General features: G+C 68.5%; 15 protein-coding genes. All 15 read right to left on the bottom strand.

Annotated elements, in window-relative coordinates; all coding sequences use genetic code 11:
- Window positions 1-747 carry a WecB/TagA/CpsF family glycosyltransferase gene (locus tag EV649_RS02960; protein WP_130380227.1) on the bottom strand — a complete coding sequence of 249 codons (747 nt, stop codon included), beginning with the start codon at window positions 745-747 and terminating at the stop codon, window positions 1-3.
- A complete protein-coding gene (gene gmd, locus EV649_RS02965; protein WP_130380229.1) occupies window positions 744-1,727 on the bottom strand; it encodes a GDP-mannose 4,6-dehydratase in 984 nt (327 codons plus the stop codon). The genes EV649_RS02960 and gmd overlap by 4 nt, the downstream gene beginning before the upstream one ends.
- Entirely contained in the window at window positions 1,724-2,653 is a 930-nt protein-coding gene (locus tag EV649_RS02970) for a GDP-L-fucose synthase (RefSeq protein ID WP_130380231.1), read from the bottom strand. The genes gmd and EV649_RS02970 overlap by 4 nt, the downstream gene beginning before the upstream one ends.
- On the bottom strand, window positions 2,653-4,137 hold the full coding sequence (locus EV649_RS02975) for a sugar transferase (protein WP_130380233.1): 1,485 nt from the start codon (window positions 4,135-4,137) through the stop codon (window positions 2,653-2,655). The genes EV649_RS02970 and EV649_RS02975 overlap by 1 nt, the downstream gene beginning before the upstream one ends.
- Window positions 4,138-4,376: 239 nt before the next feature.
- The gene (locus EV649_RS02980; protein WP_130380235.1) at window positions 4,377-5,270 is read right to left on the bottom strand and encodes a phytanoyl-CoA dioxygenase family protein; all 894 of its coding nucleotides are present in this window, start codon (window positions 5,268-5,270) and stop codon (window positions 4,377-4,379) included.
- Window positions 5,271-5,316: 46 nt separating this feature from the next.
- Window positions 5,317-6,645 (bottom strand): glutamate-1-semialdehyde 2,1-aminomutase, encoded by a 1,329-nt coding sequence (locus tag EV649_RS02985; protein WP_130380237.1) that lies wholly within the window; start codon window positions 6,643-6,645, stop codon window positions 5,317-5,319.
- On the bottom strand, window positions 6,642-7,190 hold the full coding sequence (locus EV649_RS02990) for a dTDP-4-dehydrorhamnose 3,5-epimerase family protein (RefSeq protein WP_130380239.1): 549 nt from the start codon (window positions 7,188-7,190) through the stop codon (window positions 6,642-6,644). Before EV649_RS02990 ends, EV649_RS02985 begins: the two co-directional genes overlap by 4 nt.
- A 2-nt stretch (window positions 7,191-7,192) precedes the next feature.
- Entirely contained in the window at window positions 7,193-8,431 is a 1,239-nt protein-coding gene (locus EV649_RS02995; RefSeq protein WP_130380241.1) for a polysaccharide pyruvyl transferase family protein, read from the bottom strand.
- Window positions 8,428-9,336: a glycosyltransferase family 2 protein gene (locus tag EV649_RS03000; protein WP_130380243.1), complete on the bottom strand. Its 909-nt coding sequence runs from the start codon at window positions 9,334-9,336 to the stop codon at window positions 8,428-8,430. The genes EV649_RS02995 and EV649_RS03000 overlap by 4 nt, the downstream gene beginning before the upstream one ends.
- The gene (locus EV649_RS03005) at window positions 9,333-10,628 is read right to left on the bottom strand and encodes a hypothetical protein (RefSeq protein ID WP_130380245.1); all 1,296 of its coding nucleotides are present in this window, start codon (window positions 10,626-10,628) and stop codon (window positions 9,333-9,335) included. The genes EV649_RS03000 and EV649_RS03005 overlap by 4 nt, the downstream gene beginning before the upstream one ends.
- Window positions 10,625-11,740, bottom strand: a complete 1,116-nt coding sequence (locus EV649_RS03010) for a class I SAM-dependent methyltransferase (RefSeq protein WP_198682277.1) — start codon at window positions 11,738-11,740, stop codon at window positions 10,625-10,627. Before EV649_RS03010 ends, EV649_RS03005 begins: the two co-directional genes overlap by 4 nt.
- A 14-nt stretch (window positions 11,741-11,754) precedes the next feature.
- Window positions 11,755-12,405 (bottom strand): PIG-L family deacetylase, encoded by a 651-nt coding sequence (locus EV649_RS03015; RefSeq protein WP_130380249.1) that lies wholly within the window; start codon window positions 12,403-12,405, stop codon window positions 11,755-11,757.
- Window positions 12,405-13,241, bottom strand: coding sequence for a glucose-1-phosphate cytidylyltransferase (locus tag EV649_RS03020; RefSeq protein WP_130380251.1), 837 nt, complete (start codon window positions 13,239-13,241; stop codon window positions 12,405-12,407). The genes EV649_RS03015 and EV649_RS03020 overlap by 1 nt, the downstream gene beginning before the upstream one ends.
- Window positions 13,242-13,266: 25 nt before the next feature.
- Complete coding sequence (locus EV649_RS03025; protein WP_130380253.1) at window positions 13,267-14,511, bottom strand: class I SAM-dependent methyltransferase; 1,245 nt, start codon at window positions 14,509-14,511, stop codon at window positions 13,267-13,269.
- Entirely contained in the window at window positions 14,511-15,572 is a 1,062-nt protein-coding gene (locus EV649_RS03030) for an SDR family oxidoreductase (protein ID WP_130380255.1), read from the bottom strand. Before EV649_RS03030 ends, EV649_RS03025 begins: the two co-directional genes overlap by 1 nt.
- Window positions 15,573-15,575 lie beyond the last annotated feature (3 nt).

Raw genomic sequence — 15,575 nt, forward strand, 5'->3', positions numbered from 1 at the left:
CTAAACGGGACGGGGCGGGTGGCGGAGGATGCCGAGGAGGAATCGCGGGATGCCCAGGACGTAACGCTTCCAGAGCCGGCGCGGCTCCTTGTACAGCCGGTAGCTCCACTCCAGCCCGGAGCGCTGCATCCAGTACGGCGCGCGGTCCAGCCGGCCGGTGTGGAAGTCGAACGCCGCGCCGACCCCGATCAGGATCGTCGCGTTCAGCCGGTCGCGATGGTCGGCCATCCAGCGCTCCTGCTTCGGCGCCCCGAGCCCGATCCAGACGATGTCCGGCCGCGCCTCGTTCATCCGGGCGACCGTCTCCGCGTCCTCGGCGTCCGTCAGTTCACGGTACGGCGGGCATTCGACGCCGACGACCTTCAACGCCGGATGCCGTTCCTGGAACCGCTCGCGCAGTTCCTCCGCCACGCCCTCGGCACCGCCGTAGAAGTACTGCGTCCAGCCGCGATCCGCCGCCTCGGCCAGCACCCGCTCGAGCAGATCCGGACCGGCTACGCGGTCCATCTCCTCGAACCCGGCGCGCTGCCCGGCCCACACGAGCGGCATCCCGTCCGGAACGGTCAGACCGGACGTGTTGTAGACCTCGGTCAGCCGCGCGTCGGCACGCGCGTGCAGCAACGCGTTCATGTCGGACACGCACACCAACTGACGTTCACCGCCGTCGATCCAGCGCGCGAACGTCTCCACTGTCCGGTCCAGATTCGTCACGCTGACGTGGATCCCGAGAACGTCGACCCTACTCATGCGTCCTCCCTGGTCAGCAGTGCGAGGTCGGCGTCGACCATGATGCGGACCAGCTCGGGAACATGCACCTGAGCCTTCCAGCCGAGGTCGGTGGCCGCCTTCGACGCGTCCCCGATCAGCGAGTCCACCTCGGTGGGACGTTCGTAGCGCTGGTCGTGGTCGACGTACTTCTCCCAGTCCAGCCCGACGTGGTCGAACGCCAGCGAGACGAAGTCGCGGACGGAGTACGACGTACCGGTCGCGATCACGTAGTCCGCGGGGGTGTCGTGCTGCAGCATCCGCCACATGCCCTCGACGTACTCCGGGGCGTAGCCCCAGTCACGGGATGCGTCCAGATTGCCCAAGTACAAGCGATCCTGGCGACCCGTCTTGATCGCCGCAACCGCGCGGGTGATCTTCCGCGTCACGAACGTCTCGCCGCGCCGCGGGGACTCGTGGTTGAACAGGATGCCGTTCACCGCGAACATGTCGTACGCCTCGCGGTAGTTCCGGGTCATCCAGTAGCCGTAGAGCTTCGCGGCGCCGTACGGCGAACGCGGGTGGAACGCGGTGTCCTCGTTCTGCGGGGGCGGGGTCGCGCCGAACATCTCCGACGACGACGCCTGGTAGAACCGGCAGTCCAGCCCGATCATCCGGATCGCCTCGAGCAGTCGCGTCGTACCCATCCCGGTGGTGTCGCCGGTGTACTCCGGCTCGTCGAAGCTGACCCGCACATGCGATTGCGCGGCCAGGTGATAGACCTCGGACGGCTGGATCGACGCGAGCAGCGTCACGAGCCGCGAACCGTCGGTCAGGTCGCCGTAGTGCAGGAAGAGCCGCTTGTCGCGGGCGTGCGGATCCTCGTACAGGTGGTCGATCCGCTTGGTGTTGAAGGTGCTGGCGCGCCGGATCAGGCCGTGCACCTCGTACCCCTTGGCCAGCAGCAACTCGGCCAGGTACGAACCGTCCTGACCGGTGATGCCCGTGATGAACGCTTTCATGCCACATGCTCCTGGTACCAGGCGTAGGTGGCGGCCACACCGTCTTCGAGGGAAATGGAGGGCTTCCAGCCGAGCGCCAGCAACCTGCTCACGTCGAGCAGCTTGCGCGGGGTGCCGTCCGGCTTGGACAGATCGTTGCTCAGGGCACCGGTGTAGCCGACCGTCCGCGCGACCAGTTCGGCCAGCTCGCGGATCGTCACGTCGGCGCCGACACCGACGTTGATCGGCTCCGGTGCGTCGTAGTGCTCCAGCAGGTGCAGACACGCGTCGGCGAGATCGTCCACGTGCAGGAACTCGCGCCGCGGCGTACCGCTCCCCCACAGCACCACCTCGGGCGCGGCAGAAGCCTTTGCCTCGTGGAAGCGCCGGATCAACGCGGGCAGAACATGCGACGACGTCGGGTCGAAGTTGTCGTTCGGGCCGTACAGGTTCGTCGGCATCGCGGAGATCCAGCGCAGGCCGTACTGCCGGCGTACCGCCTGGACCTGCATGATGCCGGCGATCTTCGCGATCGCGTACGCGTCGTTGGTCGGCTCCAGCTCGCCGGTCAGCAGGCTCGACTCGCGGATCGGCTGCTCGGCGTACTTCGGGTAGATGCACGACGACCCGAGGAACAGCAGCCGCGGCGTGCGCACCTCGAGCGCCGCGTCCATCAGGTTCACCTGGATGCGCAGGTTGTCGCTGAGGAACTCGGTCGGGTGGTCGCGGTTCGCGAGGATGCCGCCGACCCGCGCCGCGGCGTCGATCACGACCGCCGGCCGGTGCTCGCGCAGGAAGTCGAACGTCTGCTGCCGGTCGCGCAGATCGAGCTCCGCCGACGACGCGCCGATCAGGTGCGTGTACCCGGCCGCCTCGAGACGACGCCACAGCGCCGAGCCGACGAGGCCGCGGTGGCCCGCGACGTACACCGGTCCATGTGAATCCATCAGTACGCTCCCGCGCCGTAGAACACCGCGCGCACGGTCTTCCAGAGAATCAGTAGATCCAGCGTCATCGACCAGTTGTCGACGTACCGCAGGTCGAGGCGGACGGACTCGTCCCAGCACAGGTCGCTGCGGCCGCTGACCTGCCACAGGCCCGTCATTCCGGGCTTCACCAGCATCCGCCGCGAGTCGTCGGCGGCATACAGCGCGACCTCTTCGGCCAGCGGCGGCCGCGGACCCACGAGCGACATGTCGCCGCGCAGCACGTTGAACAGCTGCGGCAACTCGTCGAGCGAGAACCGGCGGATCCAGCGTCCGAGCGGCGTCATGCGTGGGTCGTTGCGCATCTTGAAGATCACGCCGTTGCCGTCGCTCAGCGCATACAGGTCGCTGAGTCGCTCCTCCGCGTCGACGTACATGCTGCGGAACTTGAGCATCGTGAACTCGGTCCCCGCACGGCCGACCCGCTGCTGCCGGAACAGGACCGGGCCGGAGCTGGACAGCTTCACCGCGAGCGCCAGGCCGATCAGCAACGGCGAGAATACGGCGACGATGCCGAGGGCAACGACTCGGTCGAAGACCGCCTTCATCAGGTGCGGTCCGCCGCTGACCGACGGCCGCTCCAGGTGCAGCAGGGACAGGCCGGCGACCGGGCGGACGGAGATCCGCGGGCCGGCCACCTCGATGATGCCCGGGGAGACGATCAGCTCGATGCCGCGCTGCTCCAGCGCCCAGGACAGCCGGCGCAGCAACTGGCCCGCCAACTCCGGGTCGGTCGCGATCGCGACGACCTCGACCGCGTGCCGGTCGGCGGCGGCCAGGATGTCCGGCTCCGCGAGCTCTTCAGGCTGCATCGGGCCGTTGCTGTCACCACGTGGGCGGCAAGTCGCGACAACCCGGAAACCGTCGGTCGGGCGGCTCTCCAAGTGCTCACAAAGCGTCGCGGCCGGGCCACTGCGCCCGACCACGAGAACCCTGTGCATGCAGCGACCTCTGACCCGGTGCCGGTGCAGGTCCTTCCGCAGCGCGTACCGCAGCAACAGCGCCGCCACCACCATCACCGGGATCGCGAGCACCACGAAGCCACGGGCGATCTCGGCCTTGGTCACGTACGACGTCATTGCGACCGCCGCGGTGAGTCCGACGCCGGCGCGAAGCAGCGACCGGAACTCGTCCGGCCCGGCCCCGTAGAACCGTGAGTCGTACCCCTTCGACAAGGCGACCGCAGCCACCCAGGCCAGCGGCAGCACACTGCTCACCACGAGATAGCTGGAGCCGACGTGGTATCCGAACCGGGTCAGCAACGCGATCGAGACACCGAGCATCGCAGCGAGCAGATCGCCACCGACAGCGGCCCAGCGGTACACGCCGACCCAGCGCGGCTCGGTCGAGCGCGACGGCAGCGGAACGATCGCCGGAACCTCGTGCGGGACGACCCAGAGCGGCCGACGGCTGTCCACAGCGTCAGGCGCTTCTGCTCCGCTCACAGCGGCCTCTCGTTCCCTCCCGCGACTGCGCGGTCACTTACAGTGTCCGTCACAGCCTGCAGTGTGTCCTTGTTTACCCGCGCGTCGGCGGCGAGTCACCGAACATTACTACGCGGGCAGTCCTCGGACGACGAGAGGCACCGATCCTTGGGGAGATCTTTCGTTTTCGGCTGAGCCGTCAGGTTTCCCCGCCGGATCGCGGTGCCCGGCCGGCGTCGGAGCGACGCCGGCCGGAGGTGTCACGCGATCGCGTGCGCCGGTGTGTCGTACGCGGCCACGACGTCGGCCGGGATGTGCTGCAGGTCGCTGACCCGGAGGTAGTCGCCCATCGTCGTACCGGTGCATTCCGAGTCGATGTTCGGCGCGGACCGGCCGTCGACCGCGTCGCCGAGGTGCACGGTGCGCAGGTCGATGCTGAACCGGGTCCGGCCCGAGGTGTTCGGCACGCTGGAGTGCAGCTGGGCCCCGGAGAACAGGATGATCCCGCCGGGCTTGCAGATCGGACGGATCTGCGGCACCAGCTCGACCTCTTCCTCCGGCACCGGCTGGACGCGGGTGTCGGTGCCGATCTGGGTCGCCGCGATGTTCCGGCTGGTCGCGTTCCACTCCGCGTAGTTGTAGACCCGGGAGCTGTTCTTCACCGGTGTCTGCCAGTACCTCGGGTGGAACGCGAGCCCGTTGTCGTCGCTGATCGGGAAGATCGGCAACCACCAGTTGAGCTGGGTGAACGGCGCGGAGTACCAGGTGTCACGGTGCGGGTGGAACGCGAACGCGATCCCGGTGGTGAGGTAGTCGTTCGACGTCGAGCTCCGCATCCGCGGTACGTCGAAGTACACCTGCTCCTGGTCGCACCCGAAGTCGACCAGCATCTCCTGGATCAGCCGCTTCGACTCCGGGTGGTGAATGAACCGCGGCTTCAGCTCGGCGAGCAGCGCCGCGTAGTCCTCGACGGCCATGTCGAACTGCGCCGACTCCGGATCCAGCGGCGCGAACGCCTCCCGGGCCAGCTCACCGGCGAACTCGGTGAGTGCCAGCGTCGACGGCCGCGGTGAATAGACGAACAGGTCGCCGTCGTACAGCTTCTGCCGCCGCTCGTCGTCGGTGAAGTCTGCGTCAACATAGATCGAATGCATGGTCTTCCCCCCTCGGGATTCTGTGGTGTGCGGTGTTCTGGTCTGTTCAGCCGTACCGGCGGAACACGGGTTTCACGGGTCGGCCCCCCAGCCACGGATCCGGGCTCCCGAGTTCGAGGGCCGCGCGGTACTCCGAACAAGCCTTGGCCACGACCTCGACGGTGCGGGCGATGTCGTCCGCGGTCAGCGCGCTGCTGACGACGAAGGACGGGCCGATCACCCCGCCGAGGATCAGCTCGCGCAGGAACAGCGTGCGGTACGCCTGCGAGGGCACACCGTTCGCGTCGAGGGTCGCGAACACCAGGTTGCTCGCCCGCCCCCGCACCAGCACGTGGTCCTGGACCCCGGCCGCGGCCGCTGCCGCCCGGACGCCGGCCGCGAGTTCGTCGCCGAGCTCGTGCAGCCGGGCCGCGATACCTTCCTGCGCGTAGACGTCCATCACGGCCATCGCGGCCGCGAGAGAATGCGTCTCGGCGCCGTGGGTCGTGCTGAGCAGGAACACCCGTTCCCGGCTGTCCCGCAGTCCGCCGCGCTCCATCAGCTCGCGACGGCCGGCCAGCGCGGACACCGCGAAGCCGTTGCCGAGCGCCTTGCCGAACGTCGAGAGGTCGGGCGTCACGCCGTACAGGCCCTGGGCGCCGGACTCCGCGAAACGGAAGCCGGTGATCATCTCGTCGAAGATCAGCAGCGCACCGTACCGGTGCGCCAGGTCGCGCAGGCCTTCGAGATAGCCGGCCGGCGGATCCTGCTGCGTCGCGGCCTCGAGGATGAGACACGCGACCTCGCCGTCGTGGCGGCGGAGCATCTCCTCGGCCGCGGCCAGGTCGCCGTACGGGAAGCCGACGGTGAGGTCCGCGATCTCGCCCGGGATGCCCGCAGACATCTCGGTCCGGGCGATGAACCAGTCGTCGATCGAGAAGAACGCGTGGTCGCTGCAGATCGCGACCAGCCGGCGACCGGTGACCGCGCGGGCCAGCTTGACCGCCGCGGTGGTGACGTCCGAGCCGTTCTTCGAGAACTTCACCATCTCGGCCGTCGGCACCGAGGTCAGGAAGCGTTCGGCAGCCTCCAGTTCGATGATGCTCGGGCGGACGAAGTTGGTGCCGCGGTCGAGCTCGCGCCGGACCGCCTCCAGCACCTTCGGATGGCAGTGCCCGAGGCTGACCGCCCGCAGACCGGAGCCGTACTCGATGTACTCGTTGCCGTCGACGTCCCAGACGTGCGCGCCGTCACCGCGGGCGATCACCGGCGCCAGGTCCTCGGGGAACTGGTCCTCGCCCTTGGCGTACGTGTGCGCACCGCCGGGGATCAGGTCGTGCAGCCGTTTGTTGGCCGCGACGGACTTCTCGAAGGACTTCTCAAAGGGTTTGGTCATGTGAGCCTCGCAGTGGCGAGATCGAGCGACGCGGCGGCCCGGTCCCGGTCGGACATCAGCGTCACCGGCAGCGGCCACGGGATGTCCAGGTCGGGATCGTCGAAGCGGATTGCCACGTCCTCGGACGGGTCGTGCGCACGGTCGATGCGGTACGAGACGTCGGCGGGATCGGTGAGGGCCTGGAAGCCGTGTGCGCAACCGGCCGGCACGTACACCGTCACCTGGTTGTCGCCGGTCAGGTCGAACGTCTCCCGGTTCCGGTACGTCGGCGAGCCGGGACGCAGGTCGACGACGACGTCGAACACCGCGCCGTACGAGCAGCGCACCAGCTTGGCCTCACCCCGGCCGGACCTGGTGTGCATACCGCGGACGACGCCCTTCCGCGAACGGGAGATGCTGTCCTGCACGAAGCCGTCCGGGTCCAGACCGGCCTTCGCGATCACGTCGCGATCGAACGTGCGCGAGAAGAACCCGCGCTCGTCGACGTGCGGCGCCGGCCGGAACAGGAACACCCCGGCGATCGCCGGTACCTCGATCACATCCATCGCTACTCCCCCCGCTCCACTGCGACGCGAGACGTCGTCCCCACCCCGAACAGCGCCGCGGACAGCACGTCGTACTGCCTTTTGAGTTCATGGATGAACTCGAGATTCTTGGCCTGCATGGCCGGCACGACCGACGCTCCCCGGACCTCGAGCGCGCGGAACTGGTTGATCAGCTGCGCCACGTCGAGGCTCTGGATCGGCTGCCGGAACTCGGCCAGCCGCATCTGCTCCATCAGCACGTCGCTCTTGGTCCCGTAGCTGATCGAGATCGTGGGCTTCGACATCCTCAACGCCGACAGCACGTTGTGGTAGCGCGACGCGACGACCACGTCGACCCTGGCGAGCTGGCCCATCAGGTCACCGAGTCTCTCGACGGGCTCGTCGATCAGCCGCTCCTCGACGAGCTCCGGCCGCTTCTCCCGCAGGTCCTCGACGATGGCGTCGACCACGGTCCGGTCGATCGCGTCACCGGTGACGAGCCGGATCCGGTAGCCCTGGTCGACCAGCCAGCGGGCGAACTCGACGATCTTCTCGGTGTATGTCGCGTAGACCTCGTGCTTGCGGGCCCGATCGGCGTTCACGCCGTAGTAGGCCATAACCCCGAGGCCGACGGTGCGGTGCGGGTGCTCCACAGGCACCGGCTCCGGCAGGCCGAAGGCGAGGTCGGGATACACCTCGTCCCGGCTGGTGTCGAGGCCCATCTGACGCATCGCGTCCCGGGAGTACTCGTCCCGGAAGGAGCGGTACGACGCCAGTCGCGCGGCACCCACGTACAGCCACCGGATGAGCCGCAGGTGCGTCGGGTTGGCGCCGACGTTGACGAACGCGGCTTTCGTACCGACGATCCGCGCCGACAACGCCATCAGGAACAGCGCGTACGGGAAGCCCCACGGCATCAGGTCGACCGTGGACTCGAACACCCCCATGCCGGGCACGATCACGACGTCGTACTTGCGGATCACCAGCGGCATGCGGACCAGGTCGGCCACCTTGCCGAACGCCTTGCGCGCCACGTCACCGAGCCGCGAACGACCCGGGCCGTGCGCCTGGTACCAGGTGATGGCCACCGACGGGATGCCGTACTGGCGCTCGAACGCCTCGGGGCCGGCGCACACGCAACTGAGCTCGGCCTCCGGGTGCCGGGTGCGGATGAAGGACAGCATCGCGTCGAGCGAGCCGTGGTTGCCGAGGTTCCCGGATCCCAGCAGGCCGAAGAACGCCACCCGTGGCGCACGGGTCATCTGGTCACCCCAGCTTCCGGCTCGAGCACGGTGTCCTCGATCCGTCGCGAACTGCCCGGCACCATCCGGCTGGCCATCCACAGCGCGAGGTACTGGTAGCACTTGCGCCGCTCCGCCGACGACAGCGGCGCCCGGCGGATCGCGCTGACGAATCCCCAGACGTACTCGACGAGCAGGCGCGGAACCGGATTGCGCAGCCGGTTGGCGCGCCGCGGATCCATGTTGGCGCTGCGGGCCCGGATGTTCGGCCGCGCGCGTTCGGCCCGGCCGGGGTGGTCGCGGCGGAAGAAGAGCTGCTCCGGCACCTGGTAGAACGGCCCGTGCAGACCGATCTCCGTGACGAAGGTCCGGTCCGCGTGGTGATAGCTGTCGTGCAACGGCGTACGGCGGATGACGTCGGACCGGATCACTCCGTAGAAGTCGTCACCACCGACCGCGAACAGCATGCTGCGGAACCGCTCGGACGGCCGCGGGTCATCGGTCGCCAGCGGGTACTCGACCGGCAGGACGATCCGGCCCGCGGGGTCGATGATCGCCTGCCAGGCGTGGGCGAGCACGACGTCCGGGTTCTCGTCGAGCGCCTCGACGCACTTGAGCAGCAGATCGCGCCCGTAGAGGTCGTCGTGGGAGGCCCACTTGTGCAGTTCCCCGCGGCCCTCGGTGAAGACGAAGTTGTGATTGGGTCCGGCACCGATGTTGACCGGCTGCCGGACGTAGCTGATGCGCTCGTCGCGCGCGGCGTAGTCGCGGCAGATCTCCTGGGTGCTGTCCTCCGACGCGTTGTCCGAGATGATGAGCTCGAACTCCGTGTAACTCTGTCCGAGTAGCGCATCCAGTGACTGGGCGAGGTACTCCTCGCCGTTGTAGACGGGCAGTCCGACCGTCAGCCGGGGTGCTGCCTTCATGACGTCCTCACCTCTGTTCTTTGTACTTTGAGCCCGATCCGCAGGCTCGACCACCAGATCAGCGCACCGGCGAAGGTCGCGATCGCCGCGCCCCACGCAGATCCGTGGGCGCCGTCGACGACCGCTCCGGTCACCGTCGCGGTCAGATAGATCGCGGACGCCATCAGCTGGGACCGCAGACTCAGATGCGCCATACCGAGCGCACGCAGGCCGGCCGACGCGCCCGTGGAGAAACTGGTACTCATCACGGCCAGCGTGGCGGGCACGATGAGGGCGGACGCGGGCAGCCAGACCTCACCGAGCAACTCGCGTCCCCACGCGCCCGGCAGCGCGACGATCAGCAGCGTGCCCCAGGCAAGAGCGGCGGCAGCCTGGGCGCCTCCGAGTGCCAGGCAGAGGAGCGGCAGGTGCCGCGGTGAACGGCGCAGCACCCGCGCGGCCTCCGGCACGGCGAACAGGCCCACGCCGGTCAGGAGCATGTAGAACGGGCCCAGCAGGAGCTCCGCGCCCCGCACGGTACCGACGTCGGCCACGCCCGCGACCGCGCCCAGGACGTACATCCGCAGTTGGTACGCGCCGCTGAGGCTGACGTTCTCGAACAGGTACCGCAGGCCGAGCGCGCGCTGTTGCGAGAACCACATCCGGGCGCGCGACGGGCGCGGCAGGATATGAGCCTGCAGACCGCTGACCAGAGCCGCGACCGCTGCCGATCCACCCCACGCGATCACGAACAGGCCCACACTGGGCCGCATCGATGCGAGGAGCAACAACGGAACCAGGGTGGCGGCCCAGGTGAGGTCACTGATGAGTGCCTTGCCGCCTTGTCCCGAGGCGAAGAACGCGAACCGCCAGCTGTCCTGCAGCAGCAGCCCGGGCACGACCACGGCAAGGCCGAGGAAGGCCGCGCCGACCACGCCGTCGAGCAGCAGACCGACGACCGCGCAGAACGCACCGGCGACCAGCCCGACCATGATGGACATCCCGGACGACTTGGCCACCGCGGTCCGCCAGACCTGCCGGTCCACACCGCTGAAGCGGACTGTCAGCGGGTCGGTGGCCAGCCCGCGGGAGACATTGAGGATGACGCCGTACGTCACCCAGGCGAGGCTGAAGCCGCCGAACTCGGCCGCACCGAGCTCGCGCGCGACGAAGATCCCGACGACGAAGCTCACCGCGCTGGTCACGGCCTGATCGACCAGGCCCCAGCTGAGTCGGCCGACGATGCCGCGAGCGCGTCCGGGCGGCGCCTTGTGGCGACCGGACGACGCCTTGCGCTCCAGCGAGGTGGTCATAACTCGTGCGGTTCCGGGAGTGGTACGAGATAGGTCGCGCCCCAGCCGCCGTCGGCCTCGAGCTGGGCGATGATCTCGTCGGCGATGTCCCAGGTGAGGACGAGGACGATGTCGGGTCGCGCGGCCTTCAGGTCCTCGATCGGACGGATCGGCACCATGCAGCCACCCGGCACGCGGCGGCCGTGCTTGCCGGGGGCGAGGTCGACGGTGAACGGCAGCAGATCCGTTGTCACCTTGCTGAGGTCGAGGAGCACCGGCGCCTTGGAAGGAGCGCCGTACCCGAGGACCGTTCGTCCGGCGGCCTTGTGCCGGGTCAGCGCGTCGTGCAGCGCGCCGGCCGCATGCGACGCGGCCTCCTGCAGACTGCCGAGCTGTACCTCGTCGGCGATGCCCGCGGCGTCCTCGTCCTCCAGCACCACGTCGACCGAAGCGTCAGGTTTCGCATCGGCCGCGTGCCGGAGCATCACCATCAGGCTGCCGCCGAACATGTCGACCTGCTGCACCGACTCGACCGCCAGACCGTGTACGGCGGCGAGGTTCCGCAGTGCGCGCAGCGAGACATACGCCCAGTGCCCGTGGCGGATCGTGTCGAACTGGTTCCCGACGAACAACGGCAACAGGTGGTGGAACTCCATCACCAGCAGGCCGCCCGGCGCGAGCCGATCCGCCCGCAGCTTCAGCATCTCGCCGTACTGCGGCTCGTGCACGATGCCGTGCACGTCGATGACCAGATCGGCCTTCTCACCCTCACCGGCCAGCCGCGAGCCAGCGGCGTACAGATGCTCGAGCCAGGAACCCCCGTGGTGGCTGGCGAACTCGAAGACGACGCTGTTGTGCAGCTCGGGGTACTCCGTGAGCAGCTCCTTCACCGACTTCTCGGCATGCGCGATGCTCGTCGCGGACTCCACCGCCAGCGGCTCCTCCGGCAGTTGCGCCTCGACCGGACCGAGCTGGACCAGCGTGCAGGCCCGGCACAGCCACAACTCGAGCGGCCAGCGCGGATCCGGACCCGGTGTGTCCACGGGCGGGAAGTAGTCGGCACACGGCTGTGGCCCCAGATCGACCACCGGTACGACGTTCTCCGCGGCGCACCCACGACACTTGAAGCTCACTGCATCCCCCTTGTTCACCATGTCAGCGTGGCTTTGGCTGTCGTGAAGGCTTCGGCGTACGGCGCCCGGCACTCCATCCCCCGGAGCCGGGCCAGTCCGGCGAACACCTCTTCGTCGAACCAGTCGTGCGGGACCTGCGACGGGTACGCCTTGTGCAGCAGCGCCACCTTGTCCCGCAACTGCTCCTCGGTGAGTTCGACGTACAGCCACGGCCGGCCGAGGTCGCCGTCCCACTTGGGGATCTCGTAGTGCAGCACCAGATGGCTGCGCCACACGGTCGGCGCCAGCTCGGCGATCAGCCGGTGGTCCTGATGTGCGTCGTTCTTGCTCGGGGCAAGCACCAGGTCGGGCCGGCGGCTGCCGCGAGCCGTTGCCTCGAGCAACTCCTTGGTCTCGTTCCAGTACGCCGGCAGTCGCCCGTCCGGCAGCTCGGCCGACGTCACGGTGACCTCGCACTCCGGCAGGAACAGCTCCGCCGCGCGGCGGGCCTCCTCCAGGCGCACCGGCGTACCGGTCGCGATCACGAACTCGGCGGTCAGCTCCGGCACGGACTCGGCCAGCTTGAGCAGCGTGCCGCCGCAGCCGATCTCGATGTCGTCCGGATGCGCGCCGAGGGCGACCAGGTGGACCGGTCCGTCGATGAGGCCGAGCTGGAACGGCAGCATCAGATCGCCACCACTACCGGCCCGCCGGCCGACAGGATCCGGCTGTGCTGCTCGCGGTTCTCGTGGCTCCACAATGCCCACGGCTTCTTGCCGGAGCGGTACAGCTCCTCGAGCTGGCTGCGTTCCTTGAGCGTGTCCATCGGCGCCCAGAACCCGTGGTGCGGGATCGCCTCCAGCTTGCTCATCGCGGCCAGCCGCGGGAACGCGTCGCCGACCAGGTCCTCGTCCTCGTGCAGGACGTCGAAGATCTCCTTCTTGATCACGAAGTACCCGCCGTTGATCCAGACGTTCAGGTCGGCGGCCGAGCGCAGCCCGGTGACCCGGGAGTCGGTGCCGAACTCGACGACGTGGAACGACGCCTGCGGCGGCACCGCGAGCAGGCTCGCGGTGATGTCGCTGGTCATCACGTGGTCGACGATCTTGTCCATCGGCGCGTCGGTCAGCACGTCGCCGTAGTTCGCCAGGAACGCGTCGTCGTCCTCCAGGTACGGGCGGACCCGGCGCAGCCGCTCACCGATGCTGGTGTCGATCCCCGTGTCGACGAAGGTGATCTTCCACTCGCTGATGTCGGAGTCGAGCAGCTCGACGTGCTGCCCGCCCTTGGTCATCACGAAGTCGTTGGAGACCGTCTCCTCGTAGCGCAGGAAGTACTCCTTGACCGCGGACCCGCCGAAGCCCAGGCAGAGAATGAACTCGGTGTGGCCGAAGTGCGCGTAGTACCGCATCACGTGCCACAGGACCGGCCGGTCGCCGATCGTCATCATCGGTTTCGGTGCGGAGTCCACGCCGCTGCGCATCCGCAACCCGAACCCCCCGCAGAAGATCACGACCTTCATCTGACTCCCCTTCCCCCCTACTACTTCAGATCACTTCGAGGCGCGGGATGGGTACGACGAACTTCGCGCCCCACTCCCGTGCGTAGCCGAGCTGGTGGACGATCTCCGCGCGCAGGTTCCACGGCAGGATCACGATGTAGTCGGGGCGCGTCTCGGCGAGGCGCTCCGGGGCGTGGATCGGGATGTGCGTGCCGGGCAGGAACATCCCGTGCTTGTGCGGGCTGCGGTCGACCGTGTACGGCAGCAGGTCCTCGCGGATGCCGCAGTGGTTGAGCAGCGTGTTGCCCTTACCGGGAGCGCCGTACCCGGCGACGAACTTGCCGTCGCGCTGTGCCTGGATCAGGAACTCGAGCAGATCGGACTTGATCTTGAACACCTCGGCCGCGAAGCCCAGGTGGCCCTCGACGCTGTGCAGGCCGGCGTCCTCCTCGTCCTGCAGCACCTTGCCGACCAGCTCGGTGGGCTCGCCCGCGGTCGCGGTCGGCGTGCTGAAGACCCGGAGCGAGCCGCCGTGGCTCTGCAGCTCCTGGACGTCGACGACCGTCAGGCCGGCCCTGTTGAGTGCGTCGGCCGCGGTCTTGAGCGTCAGGTACGAGTAGTGCTCGTGGTAGATCGTGTCGTACTGACGGTTCTCGATCAGCTGGAGCAGGTGCGGGAACTCGAGCGACACCAGGCCGTCGTCCTTCACCAGCGCGCGCAGACCCTTCGCGAAGTCGACGATGTCCGGGACGTGCGCGAACACGTTGTTGCCGACGACAAGGTCCGCCTTGCCGTACCGCTGGGCAGCGTCGGTGCCGGTCGCCTCGCCGAGGAAGTAGCTCTCGGTGCGGATGCCCTTCTCGTTCGCGATCTTCGCGATGTTCGCGGCCGGCTCGATCCCGAGCACCGGGATGCCTTCGGCAACGGCGTGCTGCAACAGATAGCCGTCGTTGCTCGCGGCCTCGACGATCAAGCTGTTCTCGTTCAGCTGCAGCCGTTCCTGCATGTCGACGACGAACCGGCGGGCGTGCTCCACCCAGCTGGTCGAGTACGACGAGAAGTAGAGGTAGTCGCTGAAGACGTCGTCGGCGGCGACGTACGCCGGGAGCTGGACCAGCAGGCAGTTGTCGCAGATCCGCACGTTCAGCGGGTAGAACGTCTCACCGCTGTCGATCTGGTCGGCGCGCAGGAAGCTCTCACACGGCGGCGACATACCGAGGTCGACGAACGTCCGGGTCAGCGGTTCGCCGCACAGGCGGCAGGCGACCGAATCCGTCACTGTGTCCGTCATCAGTTCATCTCCTTCGGCCCGGGAAACGGCTCGTCGGTCTGGCGGCGCAACTGGTCGTCGACCAGGCCGGCGCCGAGCAGTTGCTGGATGCGGCGCAGCCGGACGAACTGGGCCGAGTTGAAGTCGTCGAGCGTGAGGCCGTGGCGCCGGTAGGCGTCGTACAGCTCGTCGACGCCCTTGCGGACCGTCCACGCGAGCCTCAGGTCCGGGAACGTGTCGTTGAGCTTGCTGAAGTCGACCTTGTAGTTGCGCAGGTCCGGGCCGGCGCCGTCGGCGATCGACAGGGTCGACCCCGGTACCGCCTCGCGGACCATCTCGGCGATGTCGCGGACCTGGACCACGTCCTCGGAGCGGCCGACGTTGAACGCCTCGTCGTGGATCGTCTCCCGCGGCGACTCGAGCACCTTCAGGAACGCGCGGCTGATGTCCTCGATGTGGACCAGCGGCCGCCACGGGGTGCCGTCGCTCTCCAGGCGGACCTGGCCGGACGTCAGCGCGATCGCGGTCAGGTTGTTGACCACGATGTCGAGCCGCAGTCGCGTCGAGGCGCCGTATGCCGTCGCGTTCCGGAGGTACGTCGGGCTGAACGTGTCGTCGGCGAGCTTGGACAGCTCCTGCTCCGCCAGCGCCTTCGTCTCGCCGTACGGCGTAACCGGGAACATCTCGGCGTCCTCGGCGACCGCCTCCGACCCCGCTGCGCCGTACAGGCTGCAGGAGGATGCGAACAGGAATCGTCCGACACCGGCGTCCTTCGCCGCGCGGGCGAGGTTCAGTGTCCCTTCGAGGTTGACCGAGTACGTGGCGTCGCGGTTGAGGTGCCCCAGCGGATCGTTCGACAACGCGGCCAGACAGACCACCGCGTCGTACCCCGTCAACTCCCCCGCCGTCACGTCCCGCATGTCACGCGGCACCCGCGCACCGATCGGCTCCGGCCCGCCCAAGAGGTCGCACCCCTCGTACAGCCCGGTGTCCAGTCCGTCCACCTGATGCCCCGCAGCGCGCAGGAACGGCACCATCACCGCCCCGATATAGCCACGATCCCCGCTGACCAGAACCCTCATCCG

Origin of the sequence: Kribbella sp. VKM Ac-2569 (assembly GCF_004216905.1) — a bacterium.
Lineage (GTDB): Bacteria > Actinomycetota > Actinomycetes > Propionibacteriales > Kribbellaceae > Kribbella.

Bases quoted from the DNA above. Each gene is read 5' to 3' on its own strand.
- EV649_RS02990 (WP_130380239.1), bottom strand. From the start codon at position 7,190: ATGGATGTGATCGAGGTACCGGCGATCGCCGGGGTGTTCCTGTTCCGG.
- EV649_RS02960 (WP_130380227.1), bottom strand. From the start codon at position 747: ATGAGTAGGGTCGACGTTCTCGGGATCCACGTCAGCGTGACGAATCTG.
- EV649_RS03025 (WP_130380253.1), bottom strand. From the start codon at position 14,511: ATGACGGACACAGTGACGGATTCGGTCGCCTGCCGCCTGTGCGGCGAA.
- EV649_RS02980 (WP_130380235.1), bottom strand. From the start codon at position 5,270: ATGCATTCGATCTATGTTGACGCAGACTTCACCGACGACGAGCGGCGG.
- EV649_RS03000 (WP_130380243.1), bottom strand. From the start codon at position 9,336: ATGAAGGCAGCACCCCGGCTGACGGTCGGACTGCCCGTCTACAACGGC.
- EV649_RS02970 (WP_130380231.1), bottom strand. From the start codon at position 2,653: ATGGATTCACATGGACCGGTGTACGTCGCGGGCCACCGCGGCCTCGTC.
- EV649_RS02985 (WP_130380237.1), bottom strand. From the start codon at position 6,645: ATGACCAAACCCTTTGAGAAGTCCTTCGAGAAGTCCGTCGCGGCCAAC.
- EV649_RS03005 (WP_130380245.1), bottom strand. From the start codon at position 10,628: ATGACCACCTCGCTGGAGCGCAAGGCGTCGTCCGGTCGCCACAAGGCG.
- EV649_RS02995 (WP_130380241.1), bottom strand. From the start codon at position 8,431: ATGACCCGTGCGCCACGGGTGGCGTTCTTCGGCCTGCTGGGATCCGGG.
- EV649_RS03015 (WP_130380249.1), bottom strand. From the start codon at position 12,405: ATGCTGCCGTTCCAGCTCGGCCTCATCGACGGACCGGTCCACCTGGTC.
- gmd (WP_130380229.1), bottom strand. From the start codon at position 1,727: ATGAAAGCGTTCATCACGGGCATCACCGGTCAGGACGGTTCGTACCTG.
- EV649_RS03020 (WP_130380251.1), bottom strand. From the start codon at position 13,241: ATGAAGGTCGTGATCTTCTGCGGGGGGTTCGGGTTGCGGATGCGCAGC.
- EV649_RS03030 (WP_130380255.1), bottom strand. From the start codon at position 15,572: ATGAGGGTTCTGGTCAGCGGGGATCGTGGCTATATCGGGGCGGTGATG.